13 protein-coding genes are annotated in these 15,226 nt (G+C 54.0%); 11 read left to right on the top strand and 2 right to left on the bottom strand.

The genetic code is table 11. The annotated features are described in order from the left end of the window. Window positions 1-8 precede the first annotated feature (8 nt). From BFW87_RS11455 to BFW87_RS11415, 9 genes are all read left to right on the top strand, one after another. Entirely contained in the window at window positions 9-2,594 is a 2,586-nt protein-coding gene (locus BFW87_RS11455) for a fimbria/pilus outer membrane usher protein (protein ID WP_078739924.1), read from the top strand. A 12-nt stretch (window positions 2,595-2,606) separates the two neighbouring features. Next, window positions 2,607-3,770 (top strand): fimbrial protein, encoded by a 1,164-nt coding sequence (locus tag BFW87_RS11450; protein WP_078739923.1) that lies wholly within the window; start codon window positions 2,607-2,609, stop codon window positions 3,768-3,770. 232 nt (window positions 3,771-4,002) lie between these two features. Continuing rightward, complete coding sequence (locus BFW87_RS11445) at window positions 4,003-4,551, top strand: fimbrial protein (protein ID WP_078739922.1); 549 nt, start codon at window positions 4,003-4,005, stop codon at window positions 4,549-4,551. Between the two features lie 66 nt (window positions 4,552-4,617). Continuing rightward, complete coding sequence (locus BFW87_RS11440; RefSeq protein WP_078740040.1) at window positions 4,618-5,352, top strand: fimbrial biogenesis chaperone; 735 nt, start codon at window positions 4,618-4,620, stop codon at window positions 5,350-5,352. A 77-nt stretch (window positions 5,353-5,429) separates the two neighbouring features. Continuing rightward, complete coding sequence (locus tag BFW87_RS11435; protein ID WP_078739921.1) at window positions 5,430-7,940, top strand: fimbria/pilus outer membrane usher protein; 2,511 nt, start codon at window positions 5,430-5,432, stop codon at window positions 7,938-7,940. 55 nt (window positions 7,941-7,995) lie between these two features. Continuing rightward, a complete protein-coding gene (locus BFW87_RS11430) occupies window positions 7,996-9,039 on the top strand; it encodes a fimbrial protein (protein ID WP_078739920.1) in 1,044 nt (347 codons plus the stop codon). Window positions 9,040-9,203: 164 nt separating this feature from the next. Then, window positions 9,204-10,412, top strand: coding sequence for an EAL domain-containing response regulator (locus BFW87_RS11425; RefSeq protein ID WP_078739919.1), 1,209 nt, complete (start codon window positions 9,204-9,206; stop codon window positions 10,410-10,412). After that, window positions 10,409-10,879, top strand: coding sequence for a response regulator (locus tag BFW87_RS11420; RefSeq protein WP_176159729.1), 471 nt, complete (start codon window positions 10,409-10,411; stop codon window positions 10,877-10,879). Before BFW87_RS11425 ends, BFW87_RS11420 begins: the two co-directional genes overlap by 4 nt. 34 nt (window positions 10,880-10,913) lie before the next feature. After that, window positions 10,914-11,684 carry an SIR2 family NAD-dependent protein deacylase gene (locus BFW87_RS11415; protein WP_078739918.1) on the top strand — a complete coding sequence of 257 codons (771 nt, stop codon included), beginning with the start codon at window positions 10,914-10,916 and terminating at the stop codon, window positions 11,682-11,684. A 188-nt stretch (window positions 11,685-11,872) separates the two neighbouring features. On the opposite strand, the gene BFW87_RS11410 is transcribed toward BFW87_RS11415, so the two are convergent. Continuing rightward, window positions 11,873-12,205 carry a hypothetical protein gene (locus BFW87_RS11410; protein WP_078739917.1) on the bottom strand — a complete coding sequence of 111 codons (333 nt, stop codon included), beginning with the start codon at window positions 12,203-12,205 and terminating at the stop codon, window positions 11,873-11,875. 92 nt (window positions 12,206-12,297) lie between these two features. Here BFW87_RS11410 and BFW87_RS11405 point away from each other — a divergent pair, with 92 nt between their 5' ends. Then, window positions 12,298-12,510, top strand: a complete 213-nt coding sequence (locus BFW87_RS11405) for a hypothetical protein (protein ID WP_078739916.1) — start codon at window positions 12,298-12,300, stop codon at window positions 12,508-12,510. Between the two features lie 70 nt (window positions 12,511-12,580). Beyond that, on the top strand, window positions 12,581-13,192 hold the full coding sequence (locus tag BFW87_RS11400) for an HAD family hydrolase (protein ID WP_078739915.1): 612 nt from the start codon (window positions 12,581-12,583) through the stop codon (window positions 13,190-13,192). A 118-nt stretch (window positions 13,193-13,310) separates the two neighbouring features. Here BFW87_RS11400 and BFW87_RS11395 read toward each other — a convergent pair whose 3' ends face one another. Continuing rightward, window positions 13,311-15,158, bottom strand: a complete 1,848-nt coding sequence (locus BFW87_RS11395; RefSeq protein ID WP_078739914.1) for a TniQ family protein — start codon at window positions 15,156-15,158, stop codon at window positions 13,311-13,313. Window positions 15,159-15,226 lie beyond the last annotated feature (68 nt).

Below are 15,226 nucleotides of genomic sequence, written 5' to 3'. Positions count from 1 at the left end.
AGTAACTTATGACAATTACCTCCCGCCTGGGTCGATACCCGCAGGTGCGCCCTTTCTTTGCCCTTAATCCGCTGACGACGCTGATTATCAAGATGCTGGCCGCGCTGCCTGGCATGTTGCTGACGCCGTTCGTGTGGGCAGCAGATGTGCAGTTCAACGACGCTTTCCTGCCCGAAGATTCCCGCAGCCTCGACCTGACCCAGTACGAGAAAGGTAACCCGGTGCTGCCTGGTAACTATCGGGCGGACGTGGCAGTAAACGGTACGTTGGTCAGTCGTCAGGACATACGCATAAGTGCCGAGCCGGACGGCAGCCATCCAGTAGTGTGCTTCAGCCGAGGCCTGCTGGAACTGATCGGTGTGGACTTGCACAAACTGTCGGCCGAAGCCACGGAGAGCCTGGAGAGCGAAGCGGCCTGCCTGAGCCTCGAGCTATTGATTGATAGCGCTACGGCGAGCTTTTCGCCGTCCAGCCAGCAATTGGATATCAGCATCCCACAGATTGCCCTACGCCGGGATGCTCGTGGTTACGTGAGCCCCGAGCTCTGGGATCGAGGTGTTACCGCCGGGACCCTGAACTACACGTTCAACGCCAACCACAACATCACCAACTCAGGAAATTACGACTCAGCCTATTTGGGTCTGAGCGCAGGCTTGAATCTTGGGGACTGGCGCCTCCGCCACAACGGTTCGTTGAATTGGCAAAAAGACACTGGCCAAAACTATCAGAAGCTCAACACCTATGCCCAGCGCGACGTCACTTCGCTGAAAAGCCAGTTGACCGTCGGCGAGGCCAACACTAGTGGCGAAATCTTCGACACTCTAGCCTATCGCGGGGTGCAATTAGGTACAGATGACCGCATGTTGCCCGAGTCGCAGCGCGGCTATGCACCGGTTATTCGGGGGATCGCCCGCACAGCATCCCGGGTCGCGGTGCGCCAAGCTGGCAACCTACTTTATGAAACCACGGTAGCCCCAGGTGCGTTCGTCATCGACGACTTGTACTCCACTGGATATGGCGGCGACCTAGAAGTCACTGTTTATGAAGCCGACGGCAGCGAGCAACGCTTCATCGTGCCCTATGCCTCGACAGCGCAACTATTACGCCCCGGCACTTCGCGCTTCAGCATCACCGCAGGTGAAACTCGCAACAATTACATCGACCGCCAGGCCAAGCTCGTGCAAGGCACCTACCAACTAGGTCTGAGCAATATTTTCACCGGCTACGGCGGCGTCCAGGGCAGCGATGACTACCGCGCGTTGCTTGGGGGCTTAGCGTTCAGTACGCCGATTGGCGCCATGGGGGTTGACTTGACTCAAGCCCAGACCGAACTCAAGAGCGGCAAGGCCAGTGGCCAAAGCGTGCGTATGAGTTACAGCAAAAACATCCTCAGTACCGGGAGCAACTTCGCGGTAGCAGCTACGCGGTTCTCCACCGAGAACTACCTCGACTTCAGTAATGCCATGCAACTACTGGATGCCGAACGCAAGGGTTACGACACAGTATCTTTAGGCCGCCCGCGCAGCCGCTTGACCCTCACTGCCAACCAGAGCCTCGGACGCTGGGGACAGGTAGCATTCAGTGGTTTTACCCAGAACTACTGGAACCAGCCCGGGCGCGATGTGCAGTACCAGTTCAGTTACAGCAAACAGGTACGCCAAGTCAGCTACGGCCTTAGTGCGAATCGCAGCCGCGTCGGCCTGGGAGAAATGGACAACAGCCTGTTGTTTACCGTGAGCATGCCGTTGGAGTTTGGGTCCTCTACGAGCTCGCCGCAATTGTCGGCACGAGTATTACGCGACACCCAAAACAGTTTCAGTGAGCAAGCGACTCTTAGTGGTACCGCAGGCGATGATCGCCAATATAACTACAGTCTGACCGGAAGCCATGAGGGCACAAACCGCACAAACAGCACTTCGGCCAACGGCCAATACACCGGTTCCAAAGCCATTGTTGGTGCCACCGTCAGCCAAGGTGAGGGCTATAGCGGCGTGTCTGTGAGTGCCAGCGGCAGTATCGTTGCCCATCCCAATGGCGTGACTTTTACTCCGTATCGCGGTGAGACCATTGCCATCGTTAGCGCCAAAGGCGCAGAGGGTGCCAAAGTAGTGGGTTTCCCAGGCTTACGCCTCGATAGTCGCGGCAATGCCGTAGTGCCGTACCTGCGTCCATATGAGTTGAACGAGGTGGCAATTGATCCATTAGGCACGTCCCTCGACGTCGAGTTGAGTGAAACCAGTCAACAAGTCGCGCCGCGTGCCGGTGCGGTGGTCGCCCTCAAATACGGCACCAGCAATGGCCAGGCCTTATTGCTTAACGTGACCTTGGCTGATGGAAGCACGCTGCCGTTTGGTGCCAGTGTTGAAGACGACCGTGGCGTCTCGGTAGGCGTAGTTGGGCAAGGTGGTCAACTCTATGCACGAGTTAAGGAAGACGCACGCAGGTTATTGATCAGGTGGGGAGCGCGAGCAGGGCAGCAATGTGCGTTGTCGCTGCCTCCTAGAAAAAGTGACGGCAAGACATTGCAACAAGTGGAAGCAGTATGCGCGTCGATTACCAATACTTCGCGGCAGACTGCCGCCCTGTCGAATTAAACTGGTGCACTCATGAAACAGATATTGGCTTTTTTGCAGCAGGGCCTCATCAACGCGATGGGCAATCGTAGCAGTTGGATAGTATGTGGATTACTGCTGCTCAATAGTGGCGTGGTGAGTGCTGGCAGTTGCAAATTCGACAGCAGTAATCCAACCGGTAACCTCGGGCTAATCGCAACCATGCCGCTTTCAGGTGGCAACTTGACCGTTGGCCGAGATGTACCGGTGGGCGCAGAGGTGTATCGACAGACGTACTCCCCTTCAAGCGAGCTCTTAGTGACGTGCAATGGCATCACTACCGATGTGACTGAACGAAACTACTTTAGTCGCTTGCCGCTACCATCGGCGAACTGGAACTCGGGACCCTATGCAGGGAAGGTCTATCAAAGTGGCGTACCGGGTATCGGCGTGGCGATCTGGAGAGGAGCAAGCGTGTTGCCCTACGACTGGAATTGGGGCAACTGCACTGGCTGGACGGTGACGTGCACTATCAGGTTGTACCCTTTCAGTAACTCGATGACTGTTTCATTAATCAAAACCGGGCCGGTTTCGGCGGGTACCGTTAACGGTGCTAATTTTCCTTCGATAGCTCGAGATTTGATTTCTGATACTACTCTGCAAGCGATACGGGTGAACTTTGTCGGCAGTATTAACATTGTGTCGCGCACCTGTTCCACACCTGATGTATCCGTGCCCATGGGTACTCACATAGTCAATGAGTTTTCCGGCAAGAACACTTTCACCCCGTGGATAGATTTTAATATTGCCTTGAATAATTGCCCGGCATTCAACGGTTACTACCAAGCTGACGGCCCCATTTGGACGGGTAGTGGAAGTCAAGGTACCGTAGATAATTTGAACTCTCGCAAAAACAACACGCTTCAAGTACGCCTTGATCCAACTTTGGCAGCTATCAACCCGTCCCAGGGCATATTAGCACTTAACCCCAGCGCTCAAGGCAATGCACCAGCTGCCACAGGCGTCGGTCTGCAAGTCGCCGACAGCAACGGCGGCCCTCTCTCGCTTGCGATTTTGCACGCCAGCGGCATTACACCGCGAGCTCAAGAAGGCGCCAGTTATAGCATCCCTCTCAAGGCTCGCTACATCCAGACTGAAGACCATGTTACTGCTGGCCCTGCGAATGCTACCGCAACGTTCACTATCGATTATTACTAAGTTCTGAAGCCTACCGCGCAGCATCTTCTCCAACCACGGAAACGTCGCCAAAGGTCGGATAAGTGCGCCGGAAATTTCCTACAAGCAGTGTACCTACCTCCTACAGATTGCTCCCCCTCCAACTCCGATAATGAACCCGTTGAAGCGAAAAACCTGCCACCGGCAGCGCTGCCAACATTGAGATCTAGGCCCCTGCGGGCCGCCTCCTACCACTCATTATCTGGATACCGTTATGAACAAGTTCGCTCTGAAAAGTCTGGTTGCCGCTGTAGTCCTCGCCGCAGGTTCCCAAGCTGCGATGGCAGCCGATGGCGAGATCAACTTCATCGGCAGCGTTACCGACAACACCTGCCCCGTGGTGGTCAGCGACCTGAACGGTTCGGCAGGCGCCGGTGATGTGAGCCTGGGCAACGTGCCAGCGACCTCCCTGGCAAAAATCGGCGACATCGCCGGCGGCGGCGCCTTCAGCCTGACCATCGACACCTCTGCCCCTGGCTGCAGCGTTACCGGCAAAAAAGCCGTGGTCAAGTTCCTGTCCCTGAGCGGCAGCGCCGGTGCCAGCGGCCAGTGGGTGGGGATTGCCCCGGACGCCGGTGCAGCAACCAACATCGCGGTACAGATCAAGGATGCCCAAGGCAAGGACGTGCAGTTGGGCTTGGATTCCTCGCCTTACGCCGACCTGACCCAGCCACTGCGGTTCACCGCGAACTACATCGCGACTGGTGCTTCCACTGCGGGTCCGGCCAACGCAAAGGCAGCGTTCACCATCGACTACCAGTAAGGCCTTCGATGCACAGCTGGGGCACCGCGCTCCGGCTGCCATCCCAACGGCAAGAGGATGATCGACATGAAAGCTTTTCCCTTCAAAACACTGTCCCTGGCGGCACTACTGGTTGGTGCGGTCTTGCTCAGCAGCGCCAGCCAGGCCGGCATCATGCTTGGCGGTACGCGGGTAGTGTTCGATGGCAGCAAGCGTGACGCAGCAATCACGGTGAGCAACACCACCTCTCAACCGTATGCCGTACAAACCTGGGTGAACACCGAGGCGGATGACAACAGCACTCCGACGCCGTTTGTGGCGACTCCACCGCTGTTTCGCCTCGATCCACGTAAAGAGCAGGTGGTGCGTATCCAGAAGGTGCCGGGCAACCTGCCGGCGGACCGTGAGTCAGTGTTTTATTTCAATGCCCAGGAAATACCTGTGGCCAGCGCCGGCGACGAGAACACCCTGAAGATAGCAATGCGCACCCGGATCAAGCTTTTTTATCGCCCTGTCGGCCTCAAGGGCTCCGTATTGGACGCGCTACAGAAGTTGCAGTGGAGCCTGGTGCAAGCGCAGGGCAAGCCGGTCCTGGTGGTCAACAACCCGTCGGCGTTCCATGTGTCGTTTATCGGGGTCAAGGTCAGTACCAGCGGCAGGTCGGTGGAGGTCAACGAGCCGACGATGGTCGCTCCGATGAGCAGCCAGCGTTATTCGTTACCGGGATTTACCGGCACCAGCGGTGAGGTCGAGTTCAGCGCCATCAACGATTACGGCGGCTACACCGACCCGCAAAGCGCCCCATTGGGCAGCGCCCGCTAACACGCTCCTTCTCTTTTACCTGCTAACGAAACCGCGTGCCGCCTATGTGGTGCGACGGGCTCGTATTGAGTATCGCCATGCGAATCCATATCCCAAGTATCAGCCATTCGAACGTGCCCTTCGCACCTTTGCCGCTGTGCGTTGCTGTCCTGGCCGCGTTTGTCGGCAGCCTGGCGCAAGCGGGGGAGCCTGCGAAGTTTGACTCAAGCTTCATGCAGTCGTTTGGCGGCACCAGTGCCGGCCCGAACCTCGACCTGGACGCGATTGCCAACAGTGGCAGCATCGGCCCCGGAACTTACCCGGTGGCGGTGCGCCTGAATCAGAGCTTCTTCGGCCGCCGCGACATGACCTTTGCCAGGGAAGAAAGTGGTGACGTGAAAGCGTGCCTGTCTGAAGCCTTCCTTAAGGAGCTTGGGGTCAAGCTTAATGGCTTCGTCACCCCGAGTGAAACCCTGCCGGAATGCGTCAATCTGGAAAGCCTGATTGACGGCGCTTCGGTGAGCTTCGATGCGAGCCACCTGGTGCTAGATATAAGCGTGCCGCAGATCGCTTTGCGCCGCGATGCCGCCGGCTACGTGGACCCACAAGAGTGGGACCGCGGGATTAACGCAGCGATGCTCAACTATCAATTCTCGGCTGCGCAAACCAGCAGCGACGCCCGAGGCAGCGGCCATCAGTATAACCTGTACGCCACCGGCGGTTTCAACTACGGCGATTGGCGCTTTCGTTCCAGCTCCTCGTTTCGCCAGGACGACCAAGGCGGCAGCGACTGGCAGCGTAGCAACACCTATGCTCAGCGCGACCTGACGGCCATCAAAGGCACGCTGACCGTCGGTGAAAGCTTCACTCCCGGCGATGTGTTTGACAGCGTGCCGTTCCGGGGTATGCAAGTGGCTTCGGATATGGGCATGTTGCCCGACTCGATGCAGGGCTACGCGCCAATCATTCGTGGTATCGCAGAAACCCAGGCCAAGGTGGAGGTGCGTCAAAACGGCTATTCGCTGTACACCACCTACGTGGCGCCAGGCGCCTTCGAGATTGATGATTTGAACTCGGCGTCCGGCAGTGGCGACCTGGAAGTAATCATCACCGAAGCCGATGGCCGTGAACGCCGCTTCACTCAGCCTTACGCAACCCTGGCCAACATGCTGCGGGAAAAGACTTGGCGCTATAGCTTCACCGCCGGTCAATACAACGCGGCCAATGGCGGTGATCATCCGGCCTTCGTGCAGGCGTCGCTGGCCTACGGTTTACCGTTCGATCTGACCCTTTACGGCGGCGCCCTCGGCGCAAATTTTTACCATGCTGGTGTAGTGGGTGTCGGCAAGAGCTTGGGCAACCTCGGTGCGGTGTCAGTGGACGTCACCCAGGCTCAGACCGACGTCCCCAACGCTCGCGCAGCCAAGGAAGGCAGCGAGAAAGGCCGCAGCGTCAGTGTGCGTTACGGCAAGGCGTTTGAGACTGGCACATCGGTGCGGTTCGCGGGCTATCGCTACTCTACTGAAGGATACCGTGACTTCGCCGAAGCGGTGAGTCTGCAACAGCCCAACGACTACGCCAACATCTCCAAGCGCAGCAAGGTCGAGGCCAGCGTCAACCAGGCACTGGACAGCTACGGCTCGCTGTACCTGAACGTGAGCCAGCAAAATTATTGGGGCTCGTCCCGTGTAGACAAGCAGATGCAACTGGGCTTCAACACCCAGTTCAAGGGTGTGACCTACGGTGTCTACGCCAGCAAGACCCTGACCGACAACTATGGCCAGAGCAATCAGGTGGTGTTCACCGTATCTATGCCTCTGGGCCAGACCCGCAGCACCGGTACCTTCAGCGTCACCCGCAACAACGATGGCAGCCTTGATCAGCGAGCCGGTATCAGCGGTCGCAACGGTGAGATGACGTACAACGTAGACGCCAACCGCGTGGAAAACACCGGCAACAATGGTTCGGCATTGATCGGCTACCGCGCACCGTTTGCTCAGTTGGGCGCCGGAGTGAGTGTTGGCCAAGGTTACAAGCAAGCTTCGATCAGCGCCTCGGGCTCAGTACTTGCCCACAGCGAGGGTATTGAGTTCGGCCAGACCTTGGGTGAAACCGTGGCATTGGTGGAAGTCAAGAACACCCCGAATGTTGGCGTGCAGAACGCTCCGGGCATCCTAACCAACAAGCAGGGCTACGCCTTGGTGCCGTATGTCACGCCGTACCGCAAGAACCGCGTGACCGTCGACACCAGCGAGCTGGACACCAACGTCGACATCTCCGAAGGGGTGACCAATGTTGTGCCGCGTCGTGGCGCAGTGGTGAAAGCCAAATTCGCCGCTAGCCGTTCGGAAAAAGTGGTTCTCAACGTCCGCATGCAGGACGGTTCGCTGCTGCCGTTCGGCACCACTGTCGAGGACGATAAGGGCACCAGCGTGGGCGTGGTTGGGCAAGGCGGGCAGGTGCTGCTGTCCGCAGGCGAGGGCAAGACCTACAGCATGAAGTGGGGCGATAAAGCCTCACAACGCTGCGAGATTCAGCTGGATGTTAGTCGGGCGCCGATCACCGATGGTTATCGCGTGATGGAAGCGCTGTGCCGGGTTGCGCCTTGAGTACACAGGTTCCCTTTCAACAAAAGGCCGTTGCTGGCATCTTCGTGAGGTTGTAATGAACAAGTATTTGGCTTTGATTATATTCGGTGTTCTACAACTGCTTGTGGGCAGGGCAGCTTGGGCTAGTTGCGATGTTACTCCGACGAACTTGAGCTATAACGTGGGCAGCTTGTATATCCCCCAGGATGCACCTATCGGCTCAACCATTGGCATCCGCAAGTACATTGGCAGCAAGAGTATCTTCTGCACTACGACCGTACCTTTTAACGTTGAGGGCAATGTGTTGGGTGCTAAGGTCCAGACAATCCCGACAGCAGTTGGCGGTCTGATTAGTGACAACCTGTACGCGACCAACATTCCAGGCGTCGGTGCGGTAGTCAACTATGATAGCGGCCCTAGCTACCTGTGTCGTACCAGCGCCGTCAGCGCTTTTCCAATCCGCTTCACTGGTTGTGGTACCGGCGGCTATATCGCAGCTGTTACCTTCAGTATCTTTCTGATCAAGATCGGCCCTATTTCAGCAGGTAGTCACGACTTCAGCGGCCTGCAGATCTACACCTTCGACATCAACAATGGCAGCGGTCCTGAGCGCTGGGCTACTGGCGTGTTGAATGGCAGCATCACCGTAGCTGGCTGCAGCCTACCTCAAGAGACCGGTAACATCGTCGACGTACCGATGGGTACCTGGGAGCGCCGAGTGTTCAATGGTCCTGGCACTACCACCACCACCCAGAACTTTTCCATTACCTTGAACAATTGCCTGGCGGGAACCTACGCATCGGGCCAACCCTGGAACTATTTTCAGGGTAACAACGCAAATATCCGCCTGGAAGGTGTGCGAGGTTCAGCCATCGTTGACGCTGGTAACGGGGTGATGGGGCTCAACGCCGAATCAACCGCCAAGGGCGTCGCCGTTCAAGTTCTTAAACAAGACGGCACACCGTTGGCGCTGGGAGTCGATACGCCTGTCATGCCAGTACGCGATGGCGTAACTACCTTGCAGTTCGGAGCTCGTTATATCCAGACCGCCGGCAGCGCCATTGGTCCGGAGCCTGGCGTAGCCAATGCTACAGCGAATTTCACGATTACCTACAAGTAACTTTACTAACTGAAACGCGCCGGACAGCTTTTCACACATTGTTTTGTCTGACGCGGAAGGCTTTGGGAAAACGCCTATGAAAGCGAGGCTTGTTTCCCAGCTAATCCCACAAGCCATTCCCTGAAAATGGGCACATTCCTTATTATATCCCCGAGTGAACCAAAATGCCGAGCCTGCCACTTCGTGTCCTGGTGCTTGAAGACCATCTGTTCCAACGCTCCGTGGCGGTCAGCCTTCTGAAACAACTGGGTTGCAGCGAGGTGCTGGAGGCCGGGCATGGGGCTGAGGCATTAGCCATCTTACAGGCGGTTGGCTCCGTCGATGTAGTGCTGTGCGACCTGCAAATGGAAGGCATGGATGGTCTCGAGTTCATTCAGCGCGTAGGTGCCACCGGGCAACTAGGTGCCATTTTGATCAGCAGTTGCATGCCAAGCGATGTACGCCGCGCGGTGAGACAAATGGGCTCATTGTTGGGATTGAACATGCTCGGAGACATTGCAAAGCCCTTGCAGGCGGAAACGTTGCGACAATTTCTGGAAGACTATTTGAGCGCTCAACCTTCTGCTTTGTCGCTGCCAGCGGGCGTAGAGGAAGTAAGTGAAGAGCAAATACAACAGGCTTTCATCGACCAGCAACTGGAGCCCTATTACCAGCCAAAATTTGATTTGCGTACCGGCGAAGTATTGGGGGTAGAAGTCCTAGCGCGCTGGAACCACCCATTCAAGGGATTGCTACCGCCTGCTGCTTTTCTACCGACGGCCGAACGCTGCGGTTTGATCGATGAGTTGCTGTTTAGCCTAATGCGTCAGGCGCTTAGCTTACAGTCGCAGGTCAGGAGTCAGGGTGCGGCCTTGAACATGGCGTTTAACCTGCAAGCAGGCCAATTAACCAGCATCGAGTTGACTTCGCAGATCAAGCGGATATTGGCGTGGTACCAAACCCCAGGGTCAAGCTTGACCTTCGAATTGACCGAAAGCGGCCTCCTCGAAGTGCCGGCGATGTCTCTGGAGAACCTAGTTCGCTTGCGCATGATGGGGTGTCGCTTGTCGATCGATGATTTTGGTGCAGGCTTCTCATCGTTGCAGCGTCTTTGCCAGCTACCTTTTAACGAAATCAAGCTCGACGCTGAGTTTGTCCGCGGTCTAAATCACGAGCCCCGCTGCCGGGCTGTGATCAGTAGCACTCTGGCCTTAGGGAAAACGCTGGGTATGTCGGTGGTAATTGAAGGCATTGAAACCAAAGAGCAACACCGGGAACTTCTAGAGTTGGGCTGCACTCAGGGTCAGGGGTACTGGCATGCCCGTCCCATGAATGGTGCAGACCTGCGGCATTGGCTACAGCGTACGGCGCATGTCGCCGGGAGCTTTTCATGACCAATAAAGCCTTGCGCATCATGATCGCCGATCCACAACATTTTCAACGCTTACGGTTGGAGCGTGACTTCAACTACCAAGGTTACTATGCCATCGCACCTGTATCGAACTTGGAGGAAATGTTAACGTTGCTGGAATATGGTGACCGTGCATTCGATCTGGTGCTGATCAATGCCAGCTTGGCTATAGACGTTCACTTCAATCTGTTGGCGTTTTGTCTGGACCACCCCTTAATCCGACAAGCCTTTATCTACGACGTACCTGAGCGTCGACTTGCGAAACTGAGCACTGAGATCAAAGGTCGCATTATTTTCAGCTCCGCGCAGCTGCCAGAGGGTGTACCGATTAGGCGTTTATTGCATAGCGTCGATCCCTCGGCCTTGTATGGCGAAGTGGATCGCACCGGATTATCTAAACACCTTCAAAGCTCGTTGGCCCATACCGAGCAAAGGTATACATCTCCTTGAAACGCAAAGCGGGAAGATAGGAGAGACTCTTACCATGACTGACATAGAGCAGGCTGTAGCTGTGCTACAGAACGCCAAGAAGGTGGTCTTTTTCACCGGCGCAGGCATCTCCGCCGATAGCGGTATCCCGACCTATAGCGAAAGTCTTTCTGGAGTCTGGGCAGGACACGATCCGAGGGATTTAGAGACAGCCAACGCGTTTCGTGAGAACGCAGCATTGGTATGGGGATGGTATCTGTGGAGGCGTCTCCAAGTCGCTCGAGCAAAACCAAATGCAGCACATCTTGCGGTACTTGGCATAGCTAACACACAACGCCAGATTTCTGTGATCACCCAGAATATCGATGACCTTCATGAGCGAGCAGGATCTCTAGATGTGGTTCATTTGCATGGCACTTTGGCAATGCCCGAGTGCTTCGCCTGCCATCGGTCTTCGGCTGTGTCGCTAGATCAATCAGCAATTCCGGATGAGGGCGCTCTGATCGAGCCTCCAAGGTGTGGACGTTGTAACGGCAAAATGCGCCCTGCGGTAGTCTGGTACGGAGAGGATTTGCCGCCCCAGGCTTGGAAGAAGGCAGTTCGCCTGGTTAAGGACTGCGATCTTCTGATCTCAGTGGGCACCTCTGGAATTGTAATGCCCGCCGCGGGCCTTCCAGACCTTGCATTGGCGTCTGGAGCATCGGTCATTCATGTAAACAAGGCTGATGTTTCAATGGGCGAACAGAGGGAACTCATGCTGGTAGGGGCTGCAGTCCAGATATTGCCAATGTTAGCCCAAAGGATAGAGACCATTCGCGCGAGTTAATGACTAGCAAACCGGTTTCGGCTAGAAAAAACCATAGGGATTTTCCCTTCTTGATAATTTATTTCCACCAAAAATATTGCCTTCATCAATTAGTCTCAACGACCGAGCCCAAGTACTCGAATCGAGCCGAGTACAGGCCTCACTACGTCATTGGATACCTTGCGAACCAGCCAAATCCGTGCATCCAATTACATTGACTCAATCGATACCACTTCCACGAACCTGAATTTCTTTCTGGCCGTCCTAGTCGCTTCTTGCTGCGCGAACAGGGAGCTCAGTGTATCGGCCTCATACACAATCTCGTGCATCTTGCCCTCAAATTCGTTTCCTACCCGCAGCGTGACTCTCTGCCTTGCAGTAAAGCTTTTTGAAACTTGCTTTTTTTTCGCATCTTTCGATGGATCCACCGCCAACAAATCCGGCACGGTGTCTTTTTCGTGTGTATCAATTGCAAGCGCTGGGGTCACAGGCCCACCGAATAGTGCGCGTCGCATCTCATCTTCTGTTAATTCCATAATCATCCAATTTCTCAGAAAAAACGTTATGTATAGCCAACCCATTCTAGCGGGAGCCACTGCTATGCTTGAAGTTTCTCGAATGGAATTTACGCGAAATGTCTGGGGAATATTCTCTGTCAGACCTGTTGGACAGAATGTACCAAAACCAATTGGCGCTGGAGGCTGCGCTGATGGAACTGACCCTCCACATCGAGAATGGAGGATTCAGCGAGATCAGTGAAAATGTCCGCGGTGCGTTGTACACCATTGGTGAAAATGCCGGCCACATTAAACAGGGCCTGGCGAAGCTCAAATCTAATGACCTCTGACTGATGATCGGCAACCGCCTAATGACCCATTTGATAGCTGAAAGTCAGTCCCACATGTGAGCGCCTTTCCATGCCCGTTTCGGCAGCCATATTTGATGCGTTTGGCACACTCGTAAAAATCGGTGTTGGGACAAATCCTTATCGCAAGATTCTTAAAATAGGGATCGAACAAGGCCGACGCCCCAAAGCCACCGACGCGGAGGACCTACTGTCCATGCCTATGGACCTTAGACAAGCCGCTGATTATTTCGGGATATCTGTTGAAACTGATTTTATGAACCGACTTGAGGACGGCCTCCGTGAAGAGCTGGCGGCCATCCAAGCCTATCCTGACGGAATTGCTGCTGTGGCGACCCTCCAAGCAGCAGGATTAAAAGTGGCGGTTTGCTCCAATCTCGCTCAACCATATGCATCGGCCATCGAAAGGTTGTACCCAAATCTGGACGGTTACGCTTACAGCTTTGCGATCAGAGCTATCAAACCGTCGTTCAAAATCTACCAGCATGTGACGCAGCTCGTCGGTACCAGCCCTGGTGAAACATGGATGATTGGTGATTCACAAAGGTGTGATTGTGATGGTCCTCTTGGGTTCGGTATGCACGGCTTTTACCTGGATCGGAAAGGTGGAGGCAGCTACACGACCTTGCAAGCGTTTGCAGAAGACATCCTCCGCAAAAGCTGATGGCCATTCAGAAGCGATATAAATTGGCAATTAATTGACCGAAATCAAAGAAATACCATCTCAGCCGGGACAACGGAATGTCGACACCACTTGCAATCGGGCTTAGGCGGTAACCAGCTTACTCAGGTAAACCATATAGCCTTGCAAAAGAAGCAAGATAGGCTGTCAGCTTTTTGCTCCGCCGCCACGCATACTGTCGGCATTTCGCGTGCAATAAGGTAGGACCTACTACAGGAGAAAACCCTTCGTCTCGCAATTGCAGTAACACGTTTCCTCGTGGTAAATCCAAAAGCAACGCGATTTCAGGAGAAAGAATATAATTTCGTTTAAAATGCAGTATTGCCTCAGAACTTATAATCTGTGCTGACCGCCTAGAGCATTGAACTGTTTCACTACGAAGTCGGCCGTGACGTACTAATGCGTAAGCTACTTCCTCCTTCACACCCAGCTCTTTCGCTGCATTAGCGATTGACATTCCTTTTTCTTGATTGGATGAATGAAGATTTACTCTATTCAACACAATTTTGCTCTTACTAACTAGCCACTTACCAACACACAATGATTCTGACTCAGCTCTGCAAAAAACAGGTATCTCACCATCCTTAATTGCGACGACCAGCTCCGTTAAGCCGCTAGAAGTAGGAAAATAGTGCTTTGCGGCTTGAGAAATTGTTATAAAGTCTACGCCGGAGCTTTTCAAAAAAGTTTTAGGTGCTAAGGCCTCTATTGAAGAGAAGTCGATTAACCACTTCTCACCAGCATCCGGGAAACCACCAACGAATTTTAATATTTCTGCCCCTATTAATTGTTCGATACGCTTCCTACTCAGGCAAAGCAAGCGGGATGTTTCCCGTAAGTTAAGCGGCTCATGCCGAAATGTGGTGAGATTGCGGGCGTCTTCTAGATCTACCACTGTGGCAGTTTTACCACAGGTGTAAGTAAATTCTCTCGTGGCAAGCTCTCCTGACGCATGCATCCTTCGAAGAAAACTTTCAGGAAGCCCGACTGCTCTAGCTGCCTTCTTGTATGGAAGCCATCGATGGGCAAGTAATGTACACTCACTTAACCGCCGATTCCTCATAGCCAATGGACCCTCCCAGTATAGAGCAACGTACTGTTCGAACTCATCACGAATGAAGTCGTAGCACTTATCTGTCAACGATAAATAAATATCATTATAGATTCTTCCAAACGCAGATCCTAACCTCCAAGAAAGGCTAGACTCTCTAAGAGCCATAAGATCGTTGAGTAAATCATGAAAATTTTTTGGCCAACCTTGTAGTACTTTACCCGCAGCAGCAGCTAACTCGGGAACTACATTTTTGTAGGACTTCGAGGCGACAATCATGTTCATATCTTGTGTACAGCTCAACGCTCTTACAGCGACTCGAATGGCCAAAAAATGAAACTGGGCCAACGTTAGCGAATCGACTCCTAACGATATATTCTTACTACGACCGCGGATGCGCTGCTCGAGTTCGACAGAAATCCACAGTTTTAATTCATCCACCGTCTGCGGGGCTGAACATGCCGTAATAATGGGATGACCACAGCTGTCGCAGCTCTCCCTAAACAATATTTTTTTTTGTGTTGCTTTTGCTTGGCACCCGGGGCATCTGTACAGTAGCTCACGCTTATGTACAGTGCACACTGTATATAGAGTAAGGTCCCACAACTCTCGCCAATAGAGTTCTGAAGCCATGCAAATTGGGCAATACTTTGTATTTGTTATGGACCATACCTTCTGATTATTAAATTTAGGCGCTCGAATTTCCGCACTCACATCACGCCAACTTGCATGTCTAGCATGCTCACTTAGCCAGTCATATACCAGCTCATCAGAGAGATCTTTGAAAAGCCTAATAACCTCGCCATTCCACAGACCATTACATCCTCCCAAGCGATGTAAATAACCCGCAAAGCTCTCATCATACTTAGGCGCAAGGTTTACTACTAAACCGAACATAAAACTGTTCCTTCGAAAAACATCGCAACCGTTTAGATTTAATTAATCAAAACCCGATGATTACACCG

The sequence above is a fragment of the Pseudomonas fluorescens genome, assembly GCF_002022275.1.
GTDB lineage: Bacteria > Pseudomonadota > Gammaproteobacteria > Pseudomonadales > Pseudomonadaceae > Aquipseudomonas > Aquipseudomonas fluorescens_AJ.
This window is presented reverse-complemented; position numbering and strand designations above follow the sequence as displayed.

Excerpts from the sequence above, each read along its gene's own strand:
- BFW87_RS11455 (WP_078739924.1), top strand. The coding sequence starts at position 9 with ATGACAATTACCTCCCGCCTGGGTCGATACCCGCAGGTGCGCCCTTTC.
- BFW87_RS11450 (WP_078739923.1), top strand. The coding sequence starts at position 2,607 with ATGAAACAGATATTGGCTTTTTTGCAGCAGGGCCTCATCAACGCGATG.
- BFW87_RS11445 (WP_078739922.1), top strand. The coding sequence starts at position 4,003 with ATGAACAAGTTCGCTCTGAAAAGTCTGGTTGCCGCTGTAGTCCTCGCC.
- BFW87_RS11440 (WP_078740040.1), top strand. The coding sequence starts at position 4,618 with ATGAAAGCTTTTCCCTTCAAAACACTGTCCCTGGCGGCACTACTGGTT.
- BFW87_RS11435 (WP_078739921.1), top strand. The coding sequence starts at position 5,430 with ATGCGAATCCATATCCCAAGTATCAGCCATTCGAACGTGCCCTTCGCA.
- BFW87_RS11430 (WP_078739920.1), top strand. The coding sequence starts at position 7,996 with ATGAACAAGTATTTGGCTTTGATTATATTCGGTGTTCTACAACTGCTT.
- BFW87_RS11425 (WP_078739919.1), top strand. The coding sequence starts at position 9,204 with ATGCCGAGCCTGCCACTTCGTGTCCTGGTGCTTGAAGACCATCTGTTC.
- BFW87_RS11420 (WP_176159729.1), top strand. The coding sequence starts at position 10,409 with ATGACCAATAAAGCCTTGCGCATCATGATCGCCGATCCACAACATTTT.
- BFW87_RS11415 (WP_078739918.1), top strand. The coding sequence starts at position 10,914 with ATGACTGACATAGAGCAGGCTGTAGCTGTGCTACAGAACGCCAAGAAG.
- BFW87_RS11410 (WP_078739917.1), bottom strand. The coding sequence starts at position 12,205 with ATGATTATGGAATTAACAGAAGATGAGATGCGACGCGCACTATTCGGT.
- BFW87_RS11405 (WP_078739916.1), top strand. The coding sequence starts at position 12,298 with ATGTCTGGGGAATATTCTCTGTCAGACCTGTTGGACAGAATGTACCAA.
- BFW87_RS11400 (WP_078739915.1), top strand. The coding sequence starts at position 12,581 with ATGCCCGTTTCGGCAGCCATATTTGATGCGTTTGGCACACTCGTAAAA.
- BFW87_RS11395 (WP_078739914.1), bottom strand. The coding sequence starts at position 15,158 with ATGTTCGGTTTAGTAGTAAACCTTGCGCCTAAGTATGATGAGAGCTTT.